This is a genomic window from Sphingomonas bisphenolicum, assembly GCF_024349785.1.
Lineage (GTDB): Bacteria > Pseudomonadota > Alphaproteobacteria > Sphingomonadales > Sphingomonadaceae > Sphingobium > Sphingobium bisphenolicum.
Genome location: NZ_AP018817.1, coordinates 1,193,357 through 1,217,559 on the forward strand (window position 1 = coordinate 1,193,357; position 24,203 = coordinate 1,217,559).

The 24,203-nt window shown below is 65.2% G+C and carries 27 protein-coding genes and 1 tRNA gene; 10 read left to right on the forward strand and 18 right to left on the reverse strand.

The genetic code is table 11. The features are described from left to right. Window position 1 precedes the first annotated feature (1 nt). From SBA_RS05975 to SBA_RS05985, 3 genes are all read right to left on the reverse strand, one after another. Entirely contained in the window at window positions 2-1,117 is a 1,116-nt protein-coding gene (locus SBA_RS05975; RefSeq protein WP_066606105.1) for a DUF47 family protein, read from the reverse strand. 133 nt (window positions 1,118-1,250) lie between these two features. Continuing rightward, window positions 1,251-3,380 carry a TonB-dependent receptor gene (locus SBA_RS05980; RefSeq protein ID WP_261936225.1) on the reverse strand — a complete coding sequence of 710 codons (2,130 nt, stop codon included), beginning with the start codon at window positions 3,378-3,380 and terminating at the stop codon, window positions 1,251-1,253. Window positions 3,381-3,489: 109 nt separating this feature from the next. Beyond that, window positions 3,490-4,446, reverse strand: a complete 957-nt coding sequence (locus SBA_RS05985) for a LysR family transcriptional regulator (protein ID WP_261936226.1) — start codon at window positions 4,444-4,446, stop codon at window positions 3,490-3,492. A 110-nt stretch (window positions 4,447-4,556) separates the two neighbouring features. On the opposite strand from SBA_RS05985, the gene SBA_RS05990 reads away from it, so the two are divergent. Further along, a tRNA-Gly gene (locus tag SBA_RS05990) sits at window positions 4,557-4,630 on the forward strand. 7 nt (window positions 4,631-4,637) lie between these two features. Here SBA_RS05990 and SBA_RS05995 read toward each other — a convergent pair. Then, window positions 4,638-5,633 (reverse strand): LacI family DNA-binding transcriptional regulator, encoded by a 996-nt coding sequence (locus SBA_RS05995; RefSeq protein WP_261936227.1) that lies wholly within the window; start codon window positions 5,631-5,633, stop codon window positions 4,638-4,640. A 134-nt stretch (window positions 5,634-5,767) separates the two neighbouring features. On the opposite strand from SBA_RS05995, the gene SBA_RS06000 reads away from it, so the two are divergent. From SBA_RS06000 to SBA_RS06025, 6 genes are all read left to right on the forward strand, one after another. Next, window positions 5,768-5,953 carry a DUF4169 family protein gene (locus SBA_RS06000; protein WP_261936228.1) on the forward strand — a complete coding sequence of 62 codons (186 nt, stop codon included), beginning with the start codon at window positions 5,768-5,770 and terminating at the stop codon, window positions 5,951-5,953. A 182-nt stretch (window positions 5,954-6,135) separates the two neighbouring features. Further along, window positions 6,136-7,116 (forward strand): hypothetical protein, encoded by a 981-nt coding sequence (locus SBA_RS06005; protein ID WP_261936229.1) that lies wholly within the window; start codon window positions 6,136-6,138, stop codon window positions 7,114-7,116. A 147-nt stretch (window positions 7,117-7,263) separates the two neighbouring features. Further along, entirely contained in the window at window positions 7,264-8,481 is a 1,218-nt protein-coding gene (locus SBA_RS06010; RefSeq protein ID WP_261936230.1) for an argininosuccinate synthase, read from the forward strand. Window positions 8,482-8,614: 133 nt separating this feature from the next. Beyond that, window positions 8,615-9,268 carry an EF-hand domain-containing protein gene (locus SBA_RS06015; RefSeq protein ID WP_261936231.1) on the forward strand — a complete coding sequence of 218 codons (654 nt, stop codon included), beginning with the start codon at window positions 8,615-8,617 and terminating at the stop codon, window positions 9,266-9,268. Between the two features lie 143 nt (window positions 9,269-9,411). After that, on the forward strand, window positions 9,412-10,131 hold the full coding sequence (locus SBA_RS06020; protein WP_261936232.1) for a response regulator: 720 nt from the start codon (window positions 9,412-9,414) through the stop codon (window positions 10,129-10,131). A gap of 10 nt (window positions 10,132-10,141) precedes the next feature. Continuing rightward, window positions 10,142-11,503: an ATP-binding protein gene (locus SBA_RS06025; protein ID WP_224550498.1), complete on the forward strand. Its 1,362-nt coding sequence runs from the start codon at window positions 10,142-10,144 to the stop codon at window positions 11,501-11,503. A 268-nt stretch (window positions 11,504-11,771) separates the two neighbouring features. On the opposite strand, the gene SBA_RS06030 is transcribed toward SBA_RS06025, so the two are convergent. The 14 genes from SBA_RS06030 to SBA_RS06095 form a co-directional block, all read right to left on the reverse strand. Further along, window positions 11,772-12,821, reverse strand: coding sequence for a flagellar motor protein MotB (locus SBA_RS06030; protein WP_224550499.1), 1,050 nt, complete (start codon window positions 12,819-12,821; stop codon window positions 11,772-11,774). 3 nt (window positions 12,822-12,824) lie between these two features. Continuing rightward, the gene (motA, locus tag SBA_RS06035) at window positions 12,825-13,688 is read right to left on the reverse strand and encodes a flagellar motor stator protein MotA (RefSeq protein WP_224550500.1); all 864 of its coding nucleotides are present in this window, start codon (window positions 13,686-13,688) and stop codon (window positions 12,825-12,827) included. 125 nt (window positions 13,689-13,813) lie between these two features. Continuing rightward, entirely contained in the window at window positions 13,814-14,659 is an 846-nt protein-coding gene (locus SBA_RS06040) for a flagellin (RefSeq protein WP_261936233.1), read from the reverse strand. Window positions 14,660-14,674: 15 nt separating this feature from the next. Next, complete coding sequence (gene flgK, locus SBA_RS06045; RefSeq protein WP_224550502.1) at window positions 14,675-16,009, reverse strand: flagellar hook-associated protein FlgK; 1,335 nt, start codon at window positions 16,007-16,009, stop codon at window positions 14,675-14,677. Then, the gene (locus tag SBA_RS06050) at window positions 16,006-16,341 is read right to left on the reverse strand and encodes a rod-binding protein (protein ID WP_261936234.1); all 336 of its coding nucleotides are present in this window, start codon (window positions 16,339-16,341) and stop codon (window positions 16,006-16,008) included. The genes flgK and SBA_RS06050 overlap by 4 nt, the downstream gene beginning before the upstream one ends. Continuing rightward, on the reverse strand, window positions 16,341-17,453 hold the full coding sequence (locus SBA_RS06055; RefSeq protein ID WP_261936235.1) for a flagellar basal body P-ring protein FlgI: 1,113 nt from the start codon (window positions 17,451-17,453) through the stop codon (window positions 16,341-16,343). The genes SBA_RS06050 and SBA_RS06055 overlap by 1 nt, the downstream gene beginning before the upstream one ends. Window positions 17,454-17,470: 17 nt before the next feature. Continuing rightward, entirely contained in the window at window positions 17,471-18,154 is a 684-nt protein-coding gene (locus SBA_RS06060) for a flagellar basal body L-ring protein FlgH (protein WP_261936689.1), read from the reverse strand. Between the two features lie 9 nt (window positions 18,155-18,163). Further along, the gene (gene flgG / locus SBA_RS06065) at window positions 18,164-18,952 is read right to left on the reverse strand and encodes a flagellar basal-body rod protein FlgG (protein WP_261936236.1); all 789 of its coding nucleotides are present in this window, start codon (window positions 18,950-18,952) and stop codon (window positions 18,164-18,166) included. A gap of 69 nt (window positions 18,953-19,021) precedes the next feature. Beyond that, the gene (gene flgF / locus SBA_RS06070) at window positions 19,022-19,765 is read right to left on the reverse strand and encodes a flagellar basal-body rod protein FlgF (protein WP_261936237.1); all 744 of its coding nucleotides are present in this window, start codon (window positions 19,763-19,765) and stop codon (window positions 19,022-19,024) included. Window positions 19,766-19,793: 28 nt separating this feature from the next. After that, entirely contained in the window at window positions 19,794-20,636 is an 843-nt protein-coding gene (locus SBA_RS06075; RefSeq protein WP_224550507.1) for a flagellar hook-basal body complex protein, read from the reverse strand. Between the two features lie 45 nt (window positions 20,637-20,681). After that, the gene (locus tag SBA_RS06080; RefSeq protein WP_224550508.1) at window positions 20,682-21,338 is read right to left on the reverse strand and encodes a flagellar hook assembly protein FlgD; all 657 of its coding nucleotides are present in this window, start codon (window positions 21,336-21,338) and stop codon (window positions 20,682-20,684) included. After that, window positions 21,335-21,745: a flagellar basal body rod protein FlgC gene (gene flgC / locus SBA_RS06085; protein ID WP_224550509.1), complete on the reverse strand. Its 411-nt coding sequence runs from the start codon at window positions 21,743-21,745 to the stop codon at window positions 21,335-21,337. The genes SBA_RS06080 and flgC overlap by 4 nt, the downstream gene beginning before the upstream one ends. A gap of 2 nt (window positions 21,746-21,747) precedes the next feature. Continuing rightward, window positions 21,748-22,116 carry a flagellar basal body rod protein FlgB gene (flgB, locus tag SBA_RS06090; protein ID WP_261936238.1) on the reverse strand — a complete coding sequence of 123 codons (369 nt, stop codon included), beginning with the start codon at window positions 22,114-22,116 and terminating at the stop codon, window positions 21,748-21,750. 2 nt (window positions 22,117-22,118) lie between these two features. Continuing rightward, complete coding sequence (locus tag SBA_RS06095) at window positions 22,119-22,379, reverse strand: hypothetical protein (protein WP_224550510.1); 261 nt, start codon at window positions 22,377-22,379, stop codon at window positions 22,119-22,121. On the opposite strand from SBA_RS06095, the gene SBA_RS06100 reads away from it, so the two are divergent. From SBA_RS06100 to SBA_RS06110, 3 genes are all read left to right on the forward strand, one after another. After that, a complete protein-coding gene (locus SBA_RS06100) occupies window positions 22,359-23,027 on the forward strand; it encodes a MotA/TolQ/ExbB proton channel family protein (RefSeq protein ID WP_261936239.1) in 669 nt (222 codons plus the stop codon). The genes SBA_RS06095 and SBA_RS06100 overlap by 21 nt on opposite strands. Then, window positions 23,024-23,521 (forward strand): flagellar motor protein MotB, encoded by a 498-nt coding sequence (locus tag SBA_RS06105; RefSeq protein WP_261936240.1) that lies wholly within the window; start codon window positions 23,024-23,026, stop codon window positions 23,519-23,521. The genes SBA_RS06100 and SBA_RS06105 overlap by 4 nt, the downstream gene beginning before the upstream one ends. 64 nt (window positions 23,522-23,585) lie before the next feature. Further along, window positions 23,586-24,176 (forward strand): flagella basal body P-ring formation protein FlgA, encoded by a 591-nt coding sequence (locus tag SBA_RS06110; RefSeq protein WP_224550513.1) that lies wholly within the window; start codon window positions 23,586-23,588, stop codon window positions 24,174-24,176. Window positions 24,177-24,203 lie beyond the last annotated feature (27 nt).

The window sequence follows — 24,203 nt, forward strand, 5'->3', positions numbered from 1 at the left end:
ATCAGGCGTGGTCTATGACCAGGCCGGAAATCTCGTTCGCGACATCCTCGAACCGGTCGGTGACCTTTTCCAGATGGCTGTAAATCTCGTTGCCGACGATGAAGTCCATCGTGTTGCCGGCCTGCGCCTGCTGGAACAGCGCCTTCAGCCCGGCTTCGTGCAATATGTCGGCATGGCCCTCCAGCTTCACCAGCCGCTCGGTCAAATCATGCAACCGCGTGGAATTCAGGTTGAGCGAACGCAGCAGCGGCATCGCCTCGGCGGTAATGCGGGCACATTCGACGATCAGCGCGCTCATATCCTGCATTTGCGGGGCGAAGGTCTTGACCTCGTACAGCGCGATCGCCTTGGCGGTCTGGTTCATCTGGTCGATCGCGTCGTCCATCACGCCGATCAGGCCGGTGATCGCGCTGCGGTCGAACGGCGTCACGAAGATGCGGCGGACGTCCTGCAGCACGTCGCGGATGATGTCGTCCGCCTCATGCTCGCGGTCCGAAATCTCCTTGATATGCGCCGCCATGTCGGGGCCGCCCTTCAACAGCTTGGCCAGCGCGTCGGCGCCGAATACCAGGGTCGCGGCATGATCCTCGAATTGTTCGAAGAACCGCCCCTGCTTGGGCATCAGCGCGTGAAACCAGCGGAGCATTCCAGTCCTTTCATTCTGTCTGTCGCGGATCGCCAGCAGCAGCCGCAGGAACCAGCCCGGATCGGCGGGCGGTTCGCGGAAGGCCGCGATGATCGATTGCAGGTCGGGTTCGTCGACCGCTTTTGCGGCTTCGGCGACGGGGAACCAACGCAGCTCCCTTTGGCCCTGTTCGGGCCATTGCGTCAGGTGGCCGGTGACCGCAAGCGGAAAAACCTCGACCGTGGCCTCGCGCGACCCGCCCTTGCGCTTGCGCTTGTCATAGCTGTAGCGGCCCAGCGGCGCGGGGCAGGCGATGCCGTGAATGCCCGCTTCCTCATAGGCTTCCAGTTCGGCGGCGCGGTGCCCGGCGAGCCCCTTGATCCGGTTGCCCTTGGGAATCACCCAGCGTCGCGTCTCGCGCGACGTGATGAGCAGGATCTGCATCGATCCGTCGGCGGCGGTGCTGTAGGGCAGGGCGGCAATCTGGCGCATCAGCCGACCCTTCCTGGGGTCATGCCCTGTTCTATCCTCTTGCCCCCGACGCGTTCCATCCGCGCCTTGTAACGTAAATGTCATTTTTCGCAATCGGCCCCTGCGCGACATGTGCAGGGGCCGATGCATAGCATCAGATCGACAGGCGCGCCGTCAGGCGGATGTCGCGGCCGGGCAGCGGCGCATAATCTTTGAGGAAGCTCGCCGCGCGGCGTGCTTCGACATCGAAGATATTGTTCGCCGACAGCGTCAGCGTCGTGCGGTCATTGCCCTTGAGCGGCTTCCACGACAGCGACGCATTGACCAGGGTGAAACCGTCCGTGTCGGTCTCGCGAACAGCGGTACGGTTCTGGGCGAAACTATGCTCCACCTCGCCGCGCAGGCTCAGCCGGTCGCCCTGCGCTTCCAGCCCGCCCAGCAGCCGCAGCGGGGGAATGCGCGGTGCCGGGCCATTGCCCTTGATCGTCGCGCGGACATAGTCGGCCACGCCGTCGAAATTGATGGCATAGCCGCCGACCTGCGCCAGCTTGACCGTGGTTTCCGCCTCAAAGCCCATATAGCGGGCGTCGGCCTGATTATATTGATAGCAGGGGAAATCGAGTTCCGCGCCGCCGTTCACCGCCATGCAGGCGCTGTCGTCGACAAGCGCGTCATAGATATAGCCGCTGAACCAGTTGTGATAGGCCGACAGCGATATCGTATAGCCCTCCCCCTGGCCGCGCAGCGTGCCTTCGACGCCCCAGCTCTTCTCCTTGCCGAAATTCGGATTGCCGACCTCGAACGCCTGCGTGCCGGCATGATTGCCGCGGGCGAACAGCTCTTCGGCCGACGGCGCGCGCTCGGTACGCGACAGGTTCAGGCCCAGCCGCCAGCCCGGGGCGAGTTCATGGCTCGCCCCGATCGAACCGGACACCGTGTCGAAGCTGCGGTCGTAGGAGGGGTTGAACAGCGTCGCGTCGGCATCGGCGCTGACATCGGTATGTTCGAAGCGTCCGCCGACCTCGACCCGCGTCGTGCCCAGGTCGATCGACTGGAGCGTGAAGACGCCGATCTGGTCGGTCTGGTTGCGCGGCAGGAATTTCTCTTCCCCCACGACATAGAATTTGCGGGTGAAATACTGCGCGCCGACTGCGCCGTCCCATCCGCCGCGCTTGGCCTGCACCAGTTCCAGCCGCGATTCCATCGACTGGTTGTAGAAGGTCGTGCCGACCGCGCCCGTATCCTCGATTTCCTGGTGCTGGTAATCGGCGAACCCCGCGCGGAAGCGGATCGATTCCAGCAGGCTGCCATTGACCGGCAGTTCGGCGCGCATATCGACGCGGTCCTGCTTCATGTGCAGCCGCACCTGCTCCGCCTCGCCGCCGGCTTCCGTGGCGTAACGCACCGGCACGCCATAGAAATTGTCGGTATGCGCGACCGAAAAGCCCAGATTGCCGCCATCGGTGATCAGCGCCGCGCCGCCCGCAACCTCCCATGTCTCGGCCGCGCTGTTGGGCAGCTTGCCGCGCAGGGTCGACAGCCCTTCGATCTCCGGATCGCCGCTCGCCGCGGCCTGCGCGCGCAGCGCCGGGGTCAGGATATAGCTGCCCGTGTCGAGATTGCCGGTCTTGGTATAGCTGCCGTCGAAATGGACGACGAACTTGTCGCTTAGAGGGACTTCGATTTCGCCCGATCCGGTGCGCTCGTTCGACGCGCTGCCATAGGTGCCGATCGCGTCGATATGGACCGGCTCGTCGGGCACGCGGCGCGGGATGCGGCTGTCGATCACATTGACCACGCCGCCGATCGCGGACGATCCGTAGAGCAGCGCCGCCGGGCCGCGCAGCACTTCGATCCGGTCGGCGGTCAGCGGGTTGATCGCCACGGCATGGTCGACCGAGGTGTTGGAAACGTCGAAGCTGCCGATTCCGTCGGTCAGGATGCGCACCCGCTCCCCCTGAAAGCCGCGCAGCACGGGGCGCGACGCATTGGGGCCGAAGGAGGTGGCGGACACGCCCGGCTGGCGCGCCAGCGTCTCGCCGATGGTGGAGCGCAGTTCCCGCGTCAGCTTCTGTCCGGTGATGACCGACGTGCCCGACAAAATGTCGCCCTGCTTGCGCGGGATGATCGCGGTGACGACGATATTGGCCTGCGCGTCATGATAGGCCCCCTGGTCCCCGGCATCACCTGCGTCCGGAATCGGCGTGGTCTGGGCAAGAGCGGGCATGGCAAGGCACAGCGCGGTAACGGCGCAGCCTGCGCGCAGCATCAAAAAGCGGGACATGAGGATCAACCCTTTGGTTCTGGTCTATGTGATCCTGTATCCAGGATGATACATCATATCAAGATCGTTTCGCCGCATTTTTGCTGCGACGCGACATTATCACGCTTGATCAGAGGAAGAGAAATTCCGCCAACGCCTCGACCGCGGGCTTTTCCGCCGCGCGCGGCGCTACAGCCTGGCGAATCTCGACCGCGGGCAGGGGAATGTCCAGCGCCAGCCGCTTGATCCCGCTCATCCGGCCCAAGTCGCGGGCCAATGTCCCGAACGCTGCGAAACAGCCCGCGCCATCGCGCAATGCGGCGATGATCTCGAACATATTGTCGCTTTCCAGCAGCGGCATCACGTTGCGCACCCGGCCCTTGGCCAGCGCCGCATCGATGATGTCGCGCATCCCGCTGCGCGTTTCCATCGACAGCATCGGCGTCATGGACAGGTCGTCGCGGCTGACGCTGTCGGCCCGCGCCAGGGGATGGCCGCTATCGGCATAGAGGTTGAGCGGTTCCGACCAGCCATAGCGGGACTTGAGGTCGGCCGGCTCCTCCAGCGCATAGAAATAGGCGATGTCCGCCCGCCCATTGGCCAGTGCCACCGCCGCGTCCTGCGCCGTGTGGACATGCAGGTCCAACGTGATCGCGATATCCTCGTTCGCCGCCTCGAACGCGGCCAGCGCGTCCTGAAAATGCCCGAAGACAGGCGGGGGCGCGGCGAGGGCAATGAGCTGGCGAGGCGGCTCTTCCGGCGCTTCTGGTGGTGGTGGGAAAGGGGAGGCGGGCGAGGGCGTTGGCAGCGATGTGGGCGTGCGGTCCTGTGCCGTCTCCTCCACCGGCGCAGGCCTGTCTTCGCTCAGCAGCGTCATCGCCTGCGCCGTCTTGCGCCCCGCCGGCGTCAGCCGCGCGTCGCCGTCCAGATCCTCGAACAGGCGATAGCCCAGCCGCATCTCCAGCGACGCCAGGTCGCGCAGCACCTGCTCCACGCCGACGCCCAGCGCATCGGCGCAGCGCACGACGCCGCCCGCCGCCACCATCTGCGCGAATATGTCCAACTGGCGCAGGGAAGGGCTGTCCATGGGGCGGTGATAGAGGAAATATCGCAGGGGGTTAAGGGCGATCTTCGTCCTATCCTGCAATGGACTGTTGACGAGCGCCATCCGATGATGGCAGTGCGGCCGCCTGCCGGGCGGGTATAGCTCAATGGTAGAGCACTAGCCTTCCAAGCTTGTGATGCGGGTTCGATCCCCGCTACCCGCTCCACGCTGTTTCAGCGGCCCGGCGACGGCGGTCCCGAACTGCCCCTTTCGACCAGCGTGAACAGGAATTCCGGTGCATCGACCGGGCCGTTGGCGAGCGCGTCGATGACGGACCGGCCCATATCCTCCAGCGGCTGGCGCACGGTGGTCAGCGGCGGCCAGGATGTCAGGCTGGCGCTGGTGTCGTCGAAGCCCGTCACCGACAGATCCTCCGGCACGCGCAGCCCGATGCGATGCGCCAGCGTCAGCACGCCCAGCGCCATCTCGTCATTGGTGGCGAAAATGGCGCTGGGCGGCTGGGGCAGCGCCAGCAACGCCTCGCCCGCCTCGATGCCGGACGCGAAATCGAACCGGCCCTGCACGAACAGCGCGTCGTCGACCGCGATGTCCGCCGCCGCCAGCCCGTCGCGAAATCCCTCGACCCGGCGCAGCGCTGCGCGATGGGTCGGCGGCGGGGTGATGACGCCGATGTGGCGATGGCCGAGCGCGATCAGATGATCGGCGACCATCCGGCCCGCGGCGCGCTCGGGCGTATGGATGGTGAAGCTGGCCGCGACCACCGATCCGGCGATGCGCGCATAGGGCAACTTCATCTCCGCCAGCCGGGCCAGCAGCCCTTCGTCGTCCGACAGCGGCGGCACCAGCAGCACGCCGTCCGGGCGCAGCGCCGCCACCAGCCGGTCGAGCACGTCGAAACGTTCCTCGCCACCCGGCGAAATCGGCTCCACCACCAGATGATAGCCCAGTTCGCGGCAGCGCCAGGCCGCGCCGATCTGGATACGGCTGACATAGCCGGGCGCGGGGTTGTTGTAGAGGAAGGCGATCATGAAGGACTTGCCCCCCGCCAGCCGACGCGCCGACTGGTTGGGGCGATAGCCCAATTGCCTGATCGCGGCGTCTACCCGCGCCTGCAATTCGGGACTGACATTGGGCGCCTTGTTGACGACGCGCGACACCGTTTTGATCGATACCTGGGCGAGAGCGGCGACGTCGTGGATGCTGGTCATGGATCTTCGCAATGTTGGAGCGGAAGGACTGGAACGGGAAGCGTCGACCATGGCGACAGCGGATGGCGATTGGCAAGTCGGCCGTCGCAAGTTTATGATCGGGTCGCGGCACAGGAGCGACGGGAAGACCGATCATGACCAACATCGTCAATCTGCGGCAGGCGCGCAAGGCGAAGGCGCGCATGGACAAGGCGCAGGTCGCGCAGGAGAACCGCGCACGCTTCGGCCGGACCAAGGCGCGGCGCCTGGCGGATACGCAGGAAGAGCAGCGCCGCGCCGCCCTGCTGGATGGCGCAAGACGCGAGTCCGAAGAAGGCTAGGGCGTCGCACTATATCTATAGTGATTATTGGCGCGATATGCGGCTTATTCTGTAAATGAGCCATTCATATTGAGATGAACGCCTATTCATCTTGTTCATCCTGACCCCGAACTGTCACAATTCGTCGCGATTCTGATCCACTGCCTGCGTTGAATCGCGCAGTCGGCCGTTGGTCCTTTGCTATGACTGGAAATATTCGCACAAACCGCCCCGCCAGGGCCGCGATTGCCGCTGTTCTGGCTTTGACTGCAACCCCGCTGCTGGCCCAGACCGCCGCGCCGCCGGTCATCCCGACCGTTGCGCCTGCCACGGCCATGGCCGCGCCTGCGCCTATGACCGCCCCGATGACTGCGCCGGCCGCGACGCCGACCCCCGAATTTACGCCCAGCCAGCCGGTGGTGCAGGCCACCCCGCCGCTGGAGGAGCGCATCGCCGCCGCGACCGCCGCTGCGGAAGCGGAACAGGCTGCGGCCCCGGCCGCCAAGCCGCGTTCGACGCCCGCTCAACCCATCGCCCGGGCCGCCGCACGCACGGCTGATCCCGTCGCCCAACGCCCTGCGCCGCGTCCCGCCACTGTGACGCCGATCGCAGCCGCACCCGCGGAAACGGCCGCGCCGGCACAATCGACCCCGGCCGTTACGCCGGTGCAGGAGGCCGCGCCCGCTCCGGTCGCCCAAACGCCCGCACGCACCGACCAGGCGATGCTCTGGGCATTGGGCGGCGGCGCGCTGCTGCTGCTGGGCCTGGGCGGCGCTGCGCTGATGCGCCGTCGTCGTCCTGACGAGGATGCGGTCGATGCCCGCGTCGAGCCGGTCACGTACGCGCCTGCGCCGGTTGCCATTACACCGGCCCCTGCCATGGCTGCGAGCGCCCCGATCGCGCCCCGCCCGGCGCTGGCTGCGGCGCGCACGCAGGATGCGACGCTTGAAGCCATGGTCACTGCCGCGCCCAGTGCGGACAATCCGTTCCTCACCCGGACGAAGCGGCTGCGCCGCGCCCAGCATCTGATCGCTCAGCGCGAAGCCGCCGCGATCGCTGCGCCCGCGCCGCAGACGACCCATGCGGAACCGGTGCCCGCTGCGGCGCTCGACCGTAGCCAGACCGTCTATCGCTTTGGCAACGATCGTAAGCCCTCGGGCTTCCTGAAGCCGAGCACCAGCTAACGGCGCGCAACAGCGCATCCCATGGGACGGAAGGCCAACCGGCTTTCCGTCCCTTTTTCATGGGTCGCATCGGTTGCGCTTTGGGCCCCCGCCTGTTACCGGCGCGCCGGTCATTACCGCGCCATTTTACAGAAGGCTCGCCCGCACATGTCCGACAAGATCAACCGTATCGTCCTTGCCTTTTCCGGTGGTCTCGACACCAGCGTGATCCTGAAGTGGCTGCAGCAGACCTATCAGTGCGAAGTAGTGACCTTCACCGCCGATCTGGGGCAGGGCGAGGAACTGGAACCCGCCCGCGCCAAGGCGCGGCTGATGGGTGTCAAGGAAGAGCATATCTTCATCGACGACCTGCGCGAGGAGTTCGTGAAGGATTATGTCTTCCCGATGATGCGCTCCAACGCGCTCTATGAAGGCCTCTACCTGCTCGGCACCTCGATCGCCCGGCCGCTGATCGCCAAGCGCCAGATCGAGATCGCCAAGCAGTTGGGCGCCGATGCCGTGTCGCACGGCGCCACCGGCAAGGGCAATGATCAGGTCCGCTTCGAACTGGGCTATTATGGCCTGGCCCCCGACATCAAGGTGATCGCGCCGTGGCGCGAATGGGATCTGACCAGCCGCACCAAGCTGATCGAATTCGCCGAAAAGCACCAGATCCCGATCCCGCGCGACAAGCGTGGCGAAAGCCCGTTCTCGACCGATGCGAACATGCTGCACACCTCGTCGGAAGGTAAGGTTCTGGAAGATCCGTGGGAAGAAACCCCGGACTATGTCTATTCGCGCACGGTGAACCCGGAAGACGCGCCCGACGCACCCGAATATATCACGATCGATTTCGAGCGTGGCGATGGCGTGGCGATCAACGGCGTCGGCATGTCGCCTGCGACCCTGCTCGAAACGCTGAACGATTATGGCCGCAAGCATGGCATCGGTCGCCTCGACCTGGTGGAAAACCGCTTCGTTGGCATGAAGTCGCGCGGCATGTACGAAACGCCGGGCGGCACCATCTATCACCTCGCCCATCGCGGTATCGAGCAACTGACGCTCGACCGTGGCGCTGCGCATCTGAAGGATGAGCTCGCCCCCAAATATGCCGAGCTGATCTATAACGGCTTCTGGTTCTCGCCGGAGCGCGAGATGTTGCAGGCCGCGATCGACTATAGCCAGGAAAAGGTGACGGGCACCGTCCGCCTGAAGCTCTACAAGGGCGGCGTCTATGTCGTGGGCCGCAAGTCGCCTTATTCGCTCTACAGCGAAAAGGTCGTGACGTTCGAGGACGATGCCGGCGCCTATGACCAGCGCGACGCGGCAGGCTTCATCAAGCTCAACGCCCTGCGTTTGCGCCTCCTGGGCCGCCGCGACCGCTGATCTTTCCCATGCCGCCCGTTACATTATGCGACAAAGTGGCGGGCGGCATGACATATCTGCGGGACAACTGGCTTCCATAACCATCGTCAAGGGCGGCGGACATGCCGCCCATCAGATGCAAAGGAAGACAGACATGCTTCGCAAATTCTTCACCACCGTTGCGGTCGGTTCGCTGTTCGTCGGGGGCCTCGCGGCGACCCATCTTGCTTATGCCCAGCCCGGCGCCGAAGGCGGCCCGCGTGGCGGCATGATGGCCATGGCCGACACCAACAAGGACGGCAAGATCAGCAAGGCGGAACTGACCGCCGGGCTGGAAGCCCGCTTCGCCAAGATGGACGTCGATCGCGACGGCCAGATCACCCAGAAGGATCGCGACGCGATGCGCCAGCAGCGGCAGGACGCCCGCTTTGCCGCGCTCGACACCGACCGCAATGGCCAGATCAGCAAGACCGAATTCGTCGCCGGGCATGAGGCCCGCGCCGACAAGCGCCAGGAACGCCGCACCGAGGCCGGCAAGCCCGGCGAACGTGATGGGCGCGGCTGGGGCGGCCGTGGCGGTCATCGTCGCGGCCCCGGTCATGGCGGTCCGGGCGACGGCTTTGGCGACGCGAACAAAGATGGCGCCATGACCAAGGCCGAATTCATGGCCCGCCCGATCGCGATGTTCGACAAGGCAGACGCGAACAAGGACGGCTTCGTCACCGCCGAGGAGATGAAGGCGGCGCGTCAGGCGATGCGGGCGCAATGGCAGGACCGCAAGGGGCCGCCGCCCGCGCCCCAAAACTGATCGGCCTATCGGGTGGCGCAGGATGCGGGGTTCTTCCCCTGGCTCCGCACCGACGCCACCCGCACCGGAAGGACGAAGGCTTGTCCCCCCTGCTTTCCCCCTTCGCCCTTCCAACCTTTCTCCAGCCATGACAGACAGGCAGCATGAGCGACCGACCCCATCTCCTGCTCGTCGATGACGAGCGTTCGATCCGCGAACCGCTTGCCCAATATCTGGGCCGCAACGGCTTTCGCGTCACTGCCGTGGACAGCGCGTCCGAAGCGCGGCTGCGCCTCAACGCCAATGCGATCGACATGGTGATCCTGGACATCATGATGCCGGGCGAGGACGGCCTATCGCTCTGCCGCCACATCCGCGAGACGAGTGAAATTCCCGTCATCCTGCTGACTGCCCGCACCGAAGAGACGGACCGCATCGTCGGCCTCGAAATGGGCGCCGACGATTATGTGCTCAAGCCCTTTTCGCCGCGCGAACTGGTCGCCCGGATCAAGGTGATCTTCCGCCGCGTCGCCACCGGCGGCCAGCGCGTCACCGCGCCCGACGGCGCCAATTACAGCTTCGCCGGCTGGCTGCTCAAGACGCAGGAACGCACATTGGTCGATAGCGAGGGCGTGTCGCTGCCGCTCTCGACCGCTGAATATAATCTGATGCTCGCCTTCGCCACGCGCCCCAATTCGGTGCTCAGCCGCGACCAGTTGCTCGACATCACCCAGGGGCGGGAGGCGAATGCCTTCGACCGGGCGATCGACAACCAGATCAGCCGCCTGCGCAAGAAGATCGAGCCGGACCCGAAGAATCCCACGCTCATTAAGACCGTCTGGGGCGGCGGCTACACCCTGTCGGCAGAAGTCCGCAAACTGTGAAGCGGCCCACATGAAAAAGCTCCGTCTGTGGCCGCAAAGCCTGGTCGGTCAGGTCATCGCGCTGGTCGCGATCGCGCTGTTCGTGGCGCAGGCGATCAATTTCGGCCTGCTGCTGCGCGAACGGCAGCGGCTGGAACTGACCGGGCAGACCGCCCCCGCCGTCTATCGTGTCGTCGATGCGCTCGACAATCGGGCGGAACGCCGGGGCGATCGGGACCGGCAGCGTGAACGGATGCGTGCGCGCTTCGTGACCGGCGCGCCCTCGCTGCCCGGCCAGGCGCGTCCCGACATCGAACGCCGCGCCACCGCCATGTTCGAGGATATTGGCCTGCGCATCCTGACCGTGCGTGTAGTCGAAACGAGCGAAGTCATGCCGATCCGGCGCTGGGAACGCATCCGGATGCGGGCAAACGGGGATGGACCGCACGACCATCGCGTCGGCCTCCTGACCCTCGCGGCCGAATATGAGCCGGGCAAGTGGGTCGTGGCGCAGGCCCGCACCGGCGGCGACCGGCCGCAGCGCTTTGGCGGCTGGCTGGTCGGCCAGACCCTGATCCTCTACGTCATCGTCCTGCTGCCCCTGCTCTGGATGGGGCGTCGCCTCGCGCGTCCGCTGAAACAGCTCACCGGCTCGGCCCGGCAATTCGCCCGCACCGGCGCGGCCGACGCGGTGGACGAACGCGGCCCCGGCGACGTGCGCGATCTCACCATGGCGTTCAACGCCATGCGGGCGCGCATCATCGCGATGCTGGACGAAAAGGACCGGATGCTGGGCGCGATCGGCCACGATCTGCGCACCCCGCTTGCCTCGCTGCGCGTGCGCACCGAATCAGTCGAGGACGACGCAGAGCGCGCGCGCATGTCCGAAACGATCGACGAGATGAACCGGATGCTGGAGGATATCCTCTCGCTCGCCCGCGCGGGGCGCAGCACGCAGGCCGCGCAGAAGGTCGATCTCGCTGCGCTGGCCGACGCGGTGGTGGAGGATTTCATCGAATTGGGATCGCCCGTCGATCTCGCCGACTGCGACCGCGCCGTCGCCTTCGTCCGCCCCCAGCAAATCCGTCGCGCGCTGCGCAACCTCATCGAGAATGCGATCGTCTATGGCGACTGCGCCCATGTGTCGGTGCTGCATGAAAACGGCACGATCCGTATCGCCGTTGCCGACGACGGGCCAGGTATTGCAGAAGATCGGATGGAAGAGATGCTCCAACCCTTCACCCGGCTGGAAGGCTCCCGCAATCGTGAAACCGGCGGATCGGGCCTGGGCCTCGCCCTGGTCCGCGCGATCATGGCCGAACATCAGGGCGAACTGCGTCTGGCGAACCGGCCCGAAGGCGGGCTGGAAGCGAGTTTGGTGCTGCCGGCCTGACGGTCAGGGAAAGCCGCCGTTCCGCAAACCACCCTTTCCCGCCATCCAAAGACAAGCCGATCTCCCCACTTCCACGCGCCGCCTGTCCGGCATCCCGAAAACCGCTTTCCTACAGGATGAAGACAGCCCTAAGGGCCAGCCGATCTTTCATAGCGTGAAAACATGCCGAAACCGGCCCATTCCGCGGGCTCGGAGCCATGATGCGCATGTCCTATTCCATGAGTCACATGCAAGAAGTTAGGGAATATCCGCCCTAAGCGCCAAGCCCTCAATGCTTGCCCGGCTTGCTCGACGTCCCCGGCGCGGTGGGATTGATCAGCGCGGCGCCGCTGGGCAGGCCGGTGCCACCCATATCGAGCTTCTGCGCCTCTTCCTTCGCCACCCGCTGGGGATTGTCGCGTTCCTTGATCGCGGCCTTGGTTTCGGCGTCCTGGTCCGCATCGTCGGCATCACTGCCGCCGCGGGTCCAGCCCAGGATGATCGACATGCGCCGGTTGCGCGGATCATAGGCGTCGTTCTTGATGAAGGGTTCGCGGTCTGCCACGCCTTCGATCCGCGCGAAGCGGGCGTTGCCGATGCCGCTGTCCGCCAGGGCCCGGCGCGTCGATTCGGCACGGCTGGACGATAGCATCCAATTGTTCATGGTCCGGCCCGATGCATAGGGCAGGCCGTCGGTATGGCCGCGCACGATCAGCGGGTTGGGCATGGTCTGCAACACCGTCGCGACCTCGGAGATCAACGCGCGGGCCTGCGGCACCAGCCGATCCGTGCCCATCGCGAACATCGCGAAGTCCGCCTCGTCGATCAGGTCGATGCGCAACCCTTCGCGGGTCTCGGTAAAGCGCACATTCTTGCGCAGCTTGCCCAGCCCCTTGCGCGTCATCCGCTCTTCCAGGGTCTTCTTGATCGATTCGAACTTCTGCCGATCCTGCGCGCGCGTCGCCTTGCCGCCCTGATCCTTGGTGCCGGTGGCGTCGCGCGGGATGGTGATCGACAGGTTGCCGATGCCGCCCGTGGTCGGGTAGTTTTCTTTGCCCATCATGCTGTCGCCGCCCATCAGGCCGGTCGACCCGGCCGACGCCATCTTCAACTCGACCAGGGTGGGGGTGAAATAGTCGGCCAGCGCCTTGCGCTGCTTTTCGGTGGTTGCGCCCAGCAGCCACATCAGCAGGAAGAAAGCCATCATCGCCGTCACGAAGTCGGCATAGGCGACCTTCCAGGCGCCGCCATGATGGCCGCCATGCCCTTCGACGATGATCTTCTTGACGATGATCGGCCGCGGTTCCGGCTCGTTCGCGCCGCGCTTCTTTTCCGCCATGGCTTATTTGCCCCGCATACCGTCGAACACCTCGGCAAAGCCAGGCTGGTTGGCATGGGTCAGGCCCGACCGCGCGGCTTCGATCACCAGCGGCTGCGGATGGCCGTGCAGCGATGCGATGATGATCTGCTTGACGACATGATAGATCGCCCCGTCCGCCTCGATCACGCTGCGGCAGCGGTTGGCGAACGGATTGACCATGCCATAGGCGAGCAGAATGCCGAGGAACGTACCGACCAGCGCCGAACCGATCATCGCGCCCAATATGGCGGGCGGCTGGTCGATCGATCCCATCGTCTTCACCACGCCCAGAACCGCCGCGACGATGCCGAGCGCGGGGAGCGCGTCTGCCAGTCCTTGCAGATTGTCGGCCGGCTTGATCGCTTCATGGTGATGGGTTTTCAGAGCGTTATCCATCACGTCCTCGACCGCGTGCGGGTCGAGCGTACCGGACGAAATGACGACCAGACGCAGCGTGTCGCTGATCAGGTGGACCAGCGCCTTGTCCTTCATCAGCTTGGGATATTCGGTGAAGATGGTCGAACTGGCCGGATCTTCGATATGTGGTTCCAGCGCGACCGGCCCCTCGACCCGCAGCGTCTTCATCAACTTGCTGACGAGGAAGATGCAGTCGAGGAAATCCTGCTTCTTGTACTTGGCACCCTTGAAGACCTTGCCTAGACCACCGCCCAGCGCTTTCAGGTCCGCGCCGCTATTACCGATGACGAGCGCACCGACGGCCGCGCCGCCGATGATCAGCATTTCATGGGGCAGGGCGTGCAACACCGGACCGAGGTCGCCGCCGGTGAAGGCGAAGCCGCCAAACACCATGACGAGCAGAATGACGAGGCCGATGGCTGCGAACATGATTATCCCCGATTGACGCGCCCGGAGGCGGTAGCTTTCCGGCCTCGCGTGCGACGCCGTGTCCTTGTGGTTAATACGGACTGGTTAGCGTCCGGTTTAGGACCGCACCGCTTTTTACCGGGCGATCAACTGATCAGGTCGAACAGGGTCTTCTGGTTGATCCGGGCATAGGTCGATTGCGCCGCATCCAGCTGCAACAACTGCGCCTTCACATTGGCGATGACTTCCTGAAGATCCGTCGATTCCAGCCCCGCCCGTCGTTCGGTCAGGTCCAGGCCGATATTGGTCAGCCGCGTGCCCACCACCTCCAGCCGGTCACTGCGCACGCCCTGCTTGGCCTGCTCGACGGTGATATGACCCTGCGCCGACTTTACGCCCTCCAATGACGAAGCGATGGCCGTGTCGTCGCCACTTTGGATCGCTGTGATGCTCTGCCCCAATATGTCGTCGATCGACATCGGCGTACCGTTGACGTCGATGCCTTCGGACACTTCCTGTCTGGTGCCCACCACCGCCAGGTTGAGGCCCTTGCTGACCGGCACCAGCACGCTCTGTCCATCGTCGAAGACGGATACGCCCTGATAGTCCTTCTGGTTCAGCAGTTCGGTAATGGTGGTGCGGATGGTCGACATTTCCTCGACGATCGCGGCGCGGTTGGTTTCGTTGAGCGACCCGTTGCGGGCCGACGTCACCAATTCCTGGGCGCGCGTCAGCAGATTGTCGACTTCCGACAAATTCGCTTCGGCATTGCCCGAACGCGCGGTGCCATAGCTGATATTGGTCTGCCAGGCGGCTTGCTGCGCCTGGGCGCGGCCGATGTCGGACACCTGGACCCAGGCCAGCGCATTGTCGGACGGCTTGTTGAGCGTGACCCCGGTCGAGATCGCGGTCTGGCCGTCGACCAGATCCTGGGACAGTTTCTGCTGCCGGCGAATTTCGGCGAGCATGATCTTGTTGGTGATACCTACCATGGCTCAGTCCTTCGGTCAGATGATGTTCATGATAGAATCGATCGTCTCTTTGGCGATCTGCAGGATTTTGGCGGAAGCCGAATAGGCCTGCTGGATGCGCAGCAGGTCGGCGGCTTCCATATCCAGGTCGACGCCGCTGACGGCTTCGCGCGCGGCGACCGACTGGTCGTTGCGACTCGTCGCGGTGTCATATTCCGCCTTGGTCGATGCCAGCAAAGTGGCCTGCGACGCGATCAGCGTCGTCCAATTCTGTTCGACGCTGCCATTGCCGCGCAGGGTGGAACCGACCGTCAGCAGATTGCCGTTGAGCGTGCCGTCGGCTGACTTCAGCGCCAGTTGGGTCGGATCGGTCACCAGTGCGGACAGCGTCGCCGCCGTCGTGCCGGCCAGCAATGCGCCGCCGGCCGCGCCGGCGTCGGTCCGCCCCTGCGCGTGCCAGGCATTGACGTCGGTGACGAATTGCGCGGCCAGTGTATCCAGCGCGGTGCGTCGGTCGGCGACGGTGTCGGCGGCGGAAAACAGGCCGCCCAGCGTGCCGTTCGCAGGGGCGGCAAGGGCCGTGCCGTCCGCCAGGCTGAGCGACAATGTACCGTCGTCATTGGCGGCCATCGACAGGCTGGTCGCACTGTTGCCGCTGACCAGCGTCTGGCCGCCAAAGCTGATCTCCGCGCTGTCATGCGCGCCGAAGCTGATCGTGACGTTCAGATTTTCCGACAGCGTCTGCAAGGCCGAATCGCGACTGTCGAGCAACTGGGCATAGGCCGATGTGCCGGGCTGGGCGCGCAACAGGCTGTTGTTGATGTCCGCCAGCGACGCCAGCGACTGGTTGATCGTGGCGACCGATGCCTGGCCCTCGGTCGCAATCCCGGCGGATACGGTCGCAAGATCCGCGCTGGTCTGGTTGAAGGACTGGGCGACGCGGCTGATGCTGTCGAGCGTGGTGACGCGCAGCGACGTGTCGCTGGGGCTGGCCGCCAGCTTCTCCATATTCTGGAACATGCCGGTCATCAGTTGCCCGATGCCGGTGCCTGTGTCGTTGAGCGCGGTTTCCGAATCGGTCAGCCAGCGCAGGCGCGACGTCGCGCTGCCCAGCGCCATGCCGGTGTTGCGGACCGACGCGTCGAGATAGGGGTCGGATGCGCGGTCGATGCCCGCGACTTGCGTGCCGCCGAAATTGGCGCGCGAGATATAGGTTGCCATCGTCGCGGTGGACGACCCCGATTCGATCGTCGTGACCGACCGGCGCGCATAGCCGCTGGTGCTGGCATTGGCGATATTTTCGGCGATCGCGGCCATCGCCGATCGATAGGCCTTCGTGCCCGAAGCGCCGATGATGAAGAGGTCGCTCATGCGCTTGTCGCCGGCGTGGGGCCATTAGGGGCGGTGGGTGACGGCGTGTCGCTCACCCGGTCGCCAAATTGCTTCAGCAGCAGTTCGGCGATGCCCATCGCGCCCTTGCTGGCCATCGCGTCTGCGGTGCGGGAATCGGCCATGTCGCGAAACTGCTGGGTCGCCGCCGAATCGTCGATGCCCTCGGCAAGGCTCGCCGATCGCATCGCGCCGATCATCTGGCGCAGGAAGACGGCCTCGAACTGCTGCGCCACCTTCTGCAGCGACGCCTTGTTCGATTGTCCCGGGCTTGCGCTGGTCGGGGCGGGGGAGGTTGTCGTCGCTACCTGCATCACAGCACCACCAGTTCGGCTTTCATTGCGCCCGCCTGTTTCAAGGCTTCGAGGATCGCGACCATGTCCGCCGGGGAAGCCCCGATCGCATTGACCGCCTTGACTATATCGGCCAGCGACGCCCCACCTTTAAAATTAATCATCGGTTTCTTCTGTTCGTCGATGCTGATGCTGGTCGATTGCTCCACCGCGGTCTGCCCCTGGCTGAAGGGAGCGGGCTGGGAAATGCGGGGACTTTCGTTGACGCTGACGGTCAATTTGCCATGCGCGACCGCGGCCGGATGGATTTTGACCGCGCCGTTGATGACGACAGTGCCGGTGCGCGCATTGACGATCACCTTGGCCGGCGCATCGGCGGGCGAAATCTCGATATTCTCGATCATGCCCATCATCATGATGCGGTCTTCGGCGCCGGGTGCGGCATCGATCGCGATCGATACGGCGTCCATCGCGCGGGCGCGGCGGTCGCCAAAGGCATGGTTGACGCCGTCCGCGACGCGCAGCGCCGTGGTCAGGTCCGCTTCGGCCAGGTTGAAGGTCAGCGTCGGCGCGGTGTCGAACCCGGTCGCGACCGCGCGTTCCACCGTCGCGCCGCCGGGGATACGCCCGGCCGAGGGAATGTTGACCGACACCTGGCTGCCGTCCGCGCCGGACACGCCCAGGCCGCCGACGGCGAGGTTGCCCTGCGCCATGCCGTAAATTTCGTTATCCGCACCGCGCAGCGGCGTCAGGATCAGCGTGCCGCCGCGCAGCGACTTGGCCTTGCCCAGCGCCGATACGGTGACGTCCAGCCGCTGGCCCGGCTTGGCGAAGGCGGGCAGGTCGGCGGTGACGAGTACGGCGGCCGCGTTCTTCAGTGCCGGGTTCACGCCCTGCGGCAGGGTGAGGCCGAAGCGCGAAACGACGCCTTTCATGCCCTGCGTCGCATATTCGATGCTGTCGTCGCCGGTGCCCGCCAGGCCCACGACGATGCCATATCCGGTGAGCTGGTTGGGACGGACCCCCTGGAAGGTGCCCAGATCCTTGACCCGCTCGGCCTGGGCGGCGGGCGCGGCGACCAGCGCACACAGCGGCGCGAGGATCGGCAGGAGCAGGCGAAGCAGACGGAACATGGATTTGCCGCTTTCCATCAGAAGGGACTGATCGAGGAGAAGAAGCGCTGCAACCAGCCCTGACGGCTGGCATTGGCGATCTCGCCCTTGCCCTTGTATATAATCTTGGCGTCGGCGACGCGGGTCGATGCGATGCGGTTGTCGGGCGCGATATCGGCCTGACGTACGAGGCCGCTGATCTGGATGAATTCGTCGCCGCGATTGAGCGTCAGCGCCTTCTCCCCCTTCACCAGCATCGTGCCATTGGGGTAGGTCGCCGCGATCGTCACGGTGATTTCGCCGCTCAGCGCGTTGGACTGGCTGGCGTTGCCCTTGCCGGTGAAGCTGTTCTGGCCCCCGGCTGACACGTCGCTGGCGGAAAACAGCTTGGACAATATGCCGGTGCTCGGCGGCGTGATGCCGACCGATCCGTTGCGCGCCGTGTCCGCGCTCGTCGTCTTGCTCGCCTGCGTCCGTTCGACCAGCACGATGGTGATGATGTCGCCCACGCTGGTGGCGCGCGCGCCGCTGGTCAGCGGGGTATAGCCGGTCGACGCCTGAAAGATCGATCCGTTCGCGGGCGGCGCGACGGGCTGTGCGATCACGGTCGGCGCATAGAAATCGCGCTCGATGTCGCGCTTCTTCTGCTTGGCGGCGTCGGCGGGCGACGCGGCCAGCGCGATCAGCGACAGCGTGGCGACGGTGGCAAGGGTACGGCGCATCATCTGGCCTTAAATATTCTGGTTGACGTACTGGAGCATCTCGTCGGTGGCCTTGATCATCTTGCTGTTGACCTCATAGGCGCGCTGCGTCTCGATCATGTCGACCAGCTCTTCCACGATGTTGACGTTCGATGTTTCCAGATAGCCCGATCGCATCAAGCCGCGGCCTTCGAGGCCCGCGACACCGACCTGCGGCACGCCGCTGGCGGCGCTCTCGGTCAGCAGGTTGCCGCCGATGGACGTCAGGCCCGCCGGGTTCATGAAAGTGGCGATTTCGATCTGGCCCAGGTTGCTTGGCGCGCTTTCGCCCTGCAACGTGGCGGACACGGTGCCGTCATTGCCGATCGACACGGACGTTGCGCCCTGCGGTACGGTGATCTGCGGGATCAGCGGCAGGCCGTCGCTGGTGACGACGGTGCCTTCGGCGGTGACGCTGAAATTCCCGGCGCGGGTATAGGCGGTCGAACCGTCGGGCTGCTGCACCTGGAAATAGCCCGATCCTTCGATCGCGATATCCAGCACATTGTTGGTCTGGTTCAGCGTACCCTGCGTGTTGATCTTGCTCGTGCCCTGCAACGCGACGCCGGAGCCGAGATTGAGGCCGGTGGCGAATTTATTCTCGCTGTCCGAATTGGAGCCAGCCTGGATGATCTGCTGATAGGCCAGCGTCTCGAAATCGGCGCGGTCCTTCTTGAAACCGGTCGTGTTGACGTTCGCCAGGTTGTTGGCGATCACGCGCATCTTCGTGTTCTGCGCGTCGAGGCCAGTGCGGGCGACATGAAGGGCGGCGTTGCTCATCGTTCATTTCTCCGTGGCGCATCCCCGAAGGGTGCTTATGCGTCAGTCACAGCAAGATGCGTGCCAATATTAACCATCGAGTTTCATGAGCGACGCGCCGCCGTCGTCCAACTGCTTGGCGGTGTCGATCATCTTCACCTGGGTTTCCCAGGCGCGGCTGGCTTCGATCATCTGGACCAGCGCCTGGGTCGCATTGACGTTCGATCCTTCGACCGACCCCGATGTGACGGTCGCCAGCGGATCGGACGGCAGGGCGCCGCCATTGACTTCGCGGAACAGGTCGTCATTGCCTTTGGCGATGCTGGAGCCGGCGGCGTTGACCAGCTTGAGCTTGTCGACCTGCTGCGGATTGGCCGGATCGCCGCCCTGGGGCACGCCCCAGATGCTGCCATCCTTGGCTATGGAGATGCTGTCCATCTGCGGCAGGGTGATGGGGCCGCCTTCGCCCAGCACCGGCAAGCCGTCGCCGGTGGTGAGCAGGCCGCTGTCGGTGACCTTCAGGTCGCCGCGACGCGTATAGGCTTCGCTGCCGTCGGTGGCCTGAACGGCGAGCAGAGCATCGCCGTTCATCGCCACATCAAGCGGATTGCCGGTTTCGGTGACCGCGCCTTGCGCCATGTCGGCCGCGATCACCTGTTCCGACGCCTGCGCGCGGGTGTCGAAGGTGTCGCCCTTGATCCAGCGCGTCTCGGCATTGGCGATCTCGGCGCGAAAGCCGACGGTATTGACGTTCGCGAGATTGTTCGCGACCGCCGTCTGCCGCGCCATCGCGCCGCGCATCGCGGTAAGGGCCGTGTTGACGAGCCGATCCATGGGCTAAGCCTTCTGTCTGTGCCTGATCTTAGGTGCGCAGGTTGACGATGGTCGTGGTCAGCGTGTTCGCCGCCTCGATCGCCTTGCTGTTCGCCTGGAAATTACGCTGCGCCGCGATCAGGTTCACCAGTTCGTCGGTGATGTCGACGTTGGAGCGTTCCAGCATGCCGCTGTTCACCGCGCCGAACATGCCCTGATTGGCGGTGCCCAGGATCGGCGAGCCGCTGGCGACGGTCGATGTCCAGTGGGCGTCGCCCTCCTGCCGCAAACCTTCCTGGCTGTTGAAGGACGCCATGGCGACCTGACCCAGATAGACGGTGCTGCCATCGGCATACACGGCCGATACCATGCCCTTTTTGTCCACGCCCACGCTGGTCAGCTGCGCGCCGGTGGCCGTGCCGTCAAAGGTGTTGGGAATCTGCAGGTCGGTCAGGTCGGCCGGAGTCGCGCCAGTGGGGTCTACGGTCGTCGCGCCAGTGGTGGGATCGACAGCGAACACCTGGATGCGCGCGCCGGTCGTATCGACGGCATAGCGGTCGTCATCGACGGCGAAGGCGCCGTTGCGGGTATAGCTGATATTGCCGTCTTCGCCCTTGACCGTGAAATAGCCTTCGCCGGTGATGGCGAGGTCGAGCGTCTTGTCAGTGGTTTCCAGCGTGCCCTGCGTGAACTGCTGGGCGACGCCCTGCACGCGTACGCCCTGGCCGGCAACCTGGCTGGTGGTCTGCATCGGCGCGGCGGCGAAGATGTCGCCGAACTGCGCCTTGCTCTTCTTGAACGCGGTGCTGCTGACGTTGGCGACGTTGTTCGAGATGGTCGACAGGTCGGTCTGGGAGGCCTTGAGGCCCGAGAGGGAGATGTAGAAGGACATGGCGTTGCTCCTTGGGTGAAAAGGATGTGTGAAAAAGCGGTAGGTTTACATCAGGCTGATCGCGTCGGACGGGCTGTAGCTGCCGAGCGCGGTGATGAGTTTGGAGGACGAGCCGTCGGCGGGTGACTGGACCGCGGCGATGGTGGCCCAGGTCGCGACCTTGGTGGGGGTCGCGCCGTTGACCTTGACCTGCAGGGCGGAGGTGGCGACGGTTGCGCCCGTGTCATCCTTGCCGTCCCAATAGAAGGTCACGTCGCCCGCGGCCTGCGATCCCATGTCGATGGTCTTGACCACATTGCCGCTGCTATCGACCAGATCGATGGTCGCGCCTTCGGTGGCGGCGGGCAGGGTGATCTGGCCCGCATAGGTGCCGGATGCATCGGGCGCGGCGATATTGCTCTGCACCAGCATCGACTTGCCGATCCAGCTCGCCGCGTCGCCCAGTCGCGTGCCGGTCAGCTCGCTCGCCAGGCTTTTGAGGGTCTGGTTCATTTCCGCGATGCCGGACGAATTGGTGATGGTCGCCATCTGCGACACCATCTGCGCGTTATCGACCGGTTCGAACGGGTCCTGATATTGCATCTGCGCGGTCAGCAGCGTCAGGAAGCTGGCCTGGCCCATCTCCGCGCTGCCGGTGCCGACGATGGCCTTGGGATTATAGACCGACAGGCCAGCGCTGTCGGTTGCGGTGGTCGTCGTCATTTGCCGATCCTTATGGTTTCGAGCATCAGGGATTTGGCGGTGTTGAGCACCTGCACATTATTCTGGTACATGCGGGCGGTCTCGATCATGTCGACCAGTTCGGCATTGCCATCCACCGCCGCTTCCCAGACATCGCCATTCGCGTCGGCCAGCGGGTGGTTGGGGTCGTGGCGCTTGGTCGGCTCGGCATTGGTGGTGACGACATTCTTGACCTTCACCGTCGATACGCCGGGCGTGTCGGTGACGGATTCGAATACCGGCTTGATCGCGCGATAGGCCTCGGCGGCGCTGCCGGTGACATTGCCGGCATTCGCCATGTTGGACGCGGTGGCGTTCAGGCGCACAAGCTGCGCGCTCATGGCGCGGCCTGCAATGTCGAAGACGTTCATGGGCGGCGAGTTGCTCATGCTCATTCTCCCTTCAGGGCGCGGTTGATGGTGTTGATGCGACCCTCCAGGAAGGACAGGGTCGTGCGATATTTGACCGCATTTTCGGCAAACAGCGTCTGTTCGGTGCTGAGTTCGACGGTGTTGCCGTCCAGGCTGGGCTGCAACGGCACGCGATAGCCCATGGCATCGTCGGCGGCCTGCGACACGTCGGTCGCGCTGCTGCCGGCCCGGGTGGTCGCTTCCTTCAGCGCGGACTCGAAATCGATGTCGCGCGCCTTATAGCCCGGCGTGGAGGCGTTGGCGATGTTGGACGCGAGCAGCGACAGGCGTTGCGAACGCAGCGCCAGCGCCTTCCCATGTATCCCGAAGAGAGTGTCTTCCACCGACATTGTCATATTCGCTCTAAAAGTTTGTCGTCCCCCGCCGTTCTGACCCCTGATGGCGTCTCCTGCGGGTGATCCAGCCTGAGATCAGCAAGAGCCGTGCCAATTTGCGTGGGTGACGCATCGGCCGCACGGACAATCGCAGAAAACCAGGCTTTTCGCGGGATAGGCGGCAAGGGCGGCAAATTTTTGCCGGTCGGCGGCAGGGCGTTGCCGCCGTCGGACGAGACGACAAGGAATGGGCGCTCATGATCGCGATTATCGGCCATTTGTTCGATCCATTGACCCTGGCGGCGATGTTGGGCGGGATCGCTTTGGTGGCGCTGTTCCAGAATGGCGTCGGGGCGATGGCGCGCGCCATGGCGGCGCTGCATCCGCTGATGACCGCTGACCCGGCGCGCGATCGCGACGCCGCGCGGGCGGCGATGTTGAAGATCGACCAGGTGGCGCAGCTCCGCGGCCTGTCCTGCACCGACCGGGTAAAAACCGCCAATGTCTTCCTGACCGAAGCCGCACGCAAGCTGGCAAACAGCGATCGCGCCGACATGTTCGAACTCTGGGCGGCGCAGGCGTTGGCCGACCGGGCGCAGCGCCATGGCGCGGTCCACAAGGCGTGGTTGTCGATCGCGGACGCCGCGCCGGCGCTGGGCATGGCCGGCACGATCATCGGCCTCATTGGCATGTTCGCCGCCATGGATGATCCCGCCGCGCTTGGCCCCGCCATGGCGCTGGCGCTGCTCACCACCTTCTACGGCGTCGTCATCGCCAATATCATCGCCGCGCCGGTTGCTGCGCGCCTTGCCGACCTGTCGGAGCGCGAACTGGCCTGGCAGCGGGAAGTGGCGGACCGGATGCTGGCGATCGCGCGCCGCGAAAATGCGCCGGTGCGCCGCGCCACGATCCGCGAAGTCGCATGACCGTCCCGTCCGCCACAGCATCGGCCACCGCCGCCCGGCGCAATCGCTGGGCGGTCAGTTTTGCCGATCTGCTGCTCCTCCTCCTCGCCTTTTTCGTGCTGCTGCAGGCCAGCGGATCGCGACGCGACGCCATGCTGTCGCAGGTCAGCCAGCAATTTGGCGGACGGGCGATGCGGCAGGGCGTGGAATTGCGCGCCGCCGAGCTGTTCGTGCCGGGCGAAGCGCTGTTCAATGAGGCGGGGCGGGCGCAACTGGCTGCGGTCGCGCGCCGGTTCGCGCGCGAACCGGGCCGGGTGGAAATCCACAGCGACGGATCGGACCGGGGCCGCCAGCGCTTCGACGATTGGGATCTGGCCGCCGCCCGGCTGGGCGCAGTCGCCCGCGCGCTGCGGCTGGACGGCATCGCGCAGGATCGGCTGCTCATTCGCGGCCTCGACCAAGGCGATGGCAAGGCCGGGCAGGGGCAGCGCATCACCATCGCGCCGGGCCGTTAACGATATTTGGCACGGATATTGCTGAAATCCTGACAAAGACCGTTCGTCCGTCAGGAGACATGCCGTGTTGCGATTTTCCTCCCTTCTTCTTGCCGCCGTCGCGCTGACCGGCGTGTCGCCCGCGCTGGCTCAGGCCCAGGGAAGTCAGAAATTCGAGAATCTCGACCGGATCGACAGTCTGGTGGCGATGACCGTCGGCGCTAATCTGGGCGAACCGGGCGGCCCCGCCGCCCCGGTGGATCGCCGTCTGCGCCTGGCGGCCTGTCCGACCACGCCCAGCGTGGAAGGGCCGGTATTCGGCGCGGCGATGGTGCAATGCGCCGCGCTGGGCTGGCGCATCCGCGTGCCGCTGGTCGCGGGCGCGGCCGCCGCGGCATCGGGGCCGGTGCCGCGCGCCGCTCCGGCCTATGGCGCCGCCAACCGCTTCAACCGCGCCGCGCCGGTCGCGGCGAAAGAGGCGGTCGTGCGCAAGGGCGATCCTGTGCAACTGATGGCCGGCAACGCCGTTTTCAGCGTGTCGCGCATGATGGTCGCGGACGAGGATGGCGCCATGGGCGAGACGATCCGCGTGCGCGAAGACAAGAAAAGTTCGCCGATTTTCGCCCAGGTCGTACAAATGGGCGTCGTGCGCATTCCGGGATTTAATGATTTTTGAACTTGTCCGTTATAGGCAGTAGGGACG

Bases quoted from the DNA above. Each gene is read 5' to 3' on its own strand.
- SBA_RS05975 (WP_066606105.1), bottom strand. From the start codon at position 1,117: ATGCGCCAGATTGCCGCCCTGCCCTACAGCACCGCCGCCGACGGATCG.
- SBA_RS05980 (WP_261936225.1), bottom strand. From the start codon at position 3,380: ATGTCCCGCTTTTTGATGCTGCGCGCAGGCTGCGCCGTTACCGCGCTG.
- SBA_RS05985 (WP_261936226.1), bottom strand. From the start codon at position 4,446: ATGGACAGCCCTTCCCTGCGCCAGTTGGACATATTCGCGCAGATGGTG.
- SBA_RS05995 (WP_261936227.1), bottom strand. From the start codon at position 5,633: ATGACCAGCATCCACGACGTCGCCGCTCTCGCCCAGGTATCGATCAAA.
- SBA_RS06000 (WP_261936228.1), top strand. From the start codon at position 5,768: ATGACCAACATCGTCAATCTGCGGCAGGCGCGCAAGGCGAAGGCGCGC.
- SBA_RS06005 (WP_261936229.1), top strand. From the start codon at position 6,136: ATGACTGGAAATATTCGCACAAACCGCCCCGCCAGGGCCGCGATTGCC.
- SBA_RS06010 (WP_261936230.1), top strand. From the start codon at position 7,264: ATGTCCGACAAGATCAACCGTATCGTCCTTGCCTTTTCCGGTGGTCTC.
- SBA_RS06015 (WP_261936231.1), top strand. From the start codon at position 8,615: ATGCTTCGCAAATTCTTCACCACCGTTGCGGTCGGTTCGCTGTTCGTC.
- SBA_RS06020 (WP_261936232.1), top strand. From the start codon at position 9,412: ATGAGCGACCGACCCCATCTCCTGCTCGTCGATGACGAGCGTTCGATC.
- SBA_RS06025 (WP_224550498.1), top strand. From the start codon at position 10,142: ATGAAAAAGCTCCGTCTGTGGCCGCAAAGCCTGGTCGGTCAGGTCATC.
- SBA_RS06030 (WP_224550499.1), bottom strand. From the start codon at position 12,821: ATGGCGGAAAAGAAGCGCGGCGCGAACGAGCCGGAACCGCGGCCGATC.
- motA (WP_224550500.1), bottom strand. From the start codon at position 13,688: ATGTTCGCAGCCATCGGCCTCGTCATTCTGCTCGTCATGGTGTTTGGC.
- SBA_RS06040 (WP_261936233.1), bottom strand. From the start codon at position 14,659: ATGGTAGGTATCACCAACAAGATCATGCTCGCCGAAATTCGCCGGCAG.
- flgK (WP_224550502.1), bottom strand. From the start codon at position 16,009: ATGAGCGACCTCTTCATCATCGGCGCTTCGGGCACGAAGGCCTATCGA.
- SBA_RS06050 (WP_261936234.1), bottom strand. From the start codon at position 16,341: ATGCAGGTAGCGACGACAACCTCCCCCGCCCCGACCAGCGCAAGCCCG.
- SBA_RS06055 (WP_261936235.1), bottom strand. From the start codon at position 17,453: ATGTTCCGTCTGCTTCGCCTGCTCCTGCCGATCCTCGCGCCGCTGTGT.
- SBA_RS06060 (WP_261936689.1), bottom strand. From the start codon at position 18,154: ATGCGCCGTACCCTTGCCACCGTCGCCACGCTGTCGCTGATCGCGCTG.
- flgG (WP_261936236.1), bottom strand. From the start codon at position 18,952: ATGAGCAACGCCGCCCTTCATGTCGCCCGCACTGGCCTCGACGCGCAG.
- flgF (WP_261936237.1), bottom strand. From the start codon at position 19,765: ATGGATCGGCTCGTCAACACGGCCCTTACCGCGATGCGCGGCGCGATG.
- SBA_RS06075 (WP_224550507.1), bottom strand. From the start codon at position 20,636: ATGTCCTTCTACATCTCCCTCTCGGGCCTCAAGGCCTCCCAGACCGAC.
- SBA_RS06080 (WP_224550508.1), bottom strand. From the start codon at position 21,338: ATGACGACGACCACCGCAACCGACAGCGCTGGCCTGTCGGTCTATAAT.
- flgC (WP_224550509.1), bottom strand. From the start codon at position 21,745: ATGAGCAACTCGCCGCCCATGAACGTCTTCGACATTGCAGGCCGCGCC.
- flgB (WP_261936238.1), bottom strand. From the start codon at position 22,116: ATGTCGGTGGAAGACACTCTCTTCGGGATACATGGGAAGGCGCTGGCG.
- SBA_RS06100 (WP_261936239.1), top strand. From the start codon at position 22,359: ATGATCGCGATTATCGGCCATTTGTTCGATCCATTGACCCTGGCGGCG.
- SBA_RS06095 (WP_224550510.1), bottom strand. From the start codon at position 22,379: ATGGCCGATAATCGCGATCATGAGCGCCCATTCCTTGTCGTCTCGTCC.
- SBA_RS06105 (WP_261936240.1), top strand. From the start codon at position 23,024: ATGACCGTCCCGTCCGCCACAGCATCGGCCACCGCCGCCCGGCGCAAT.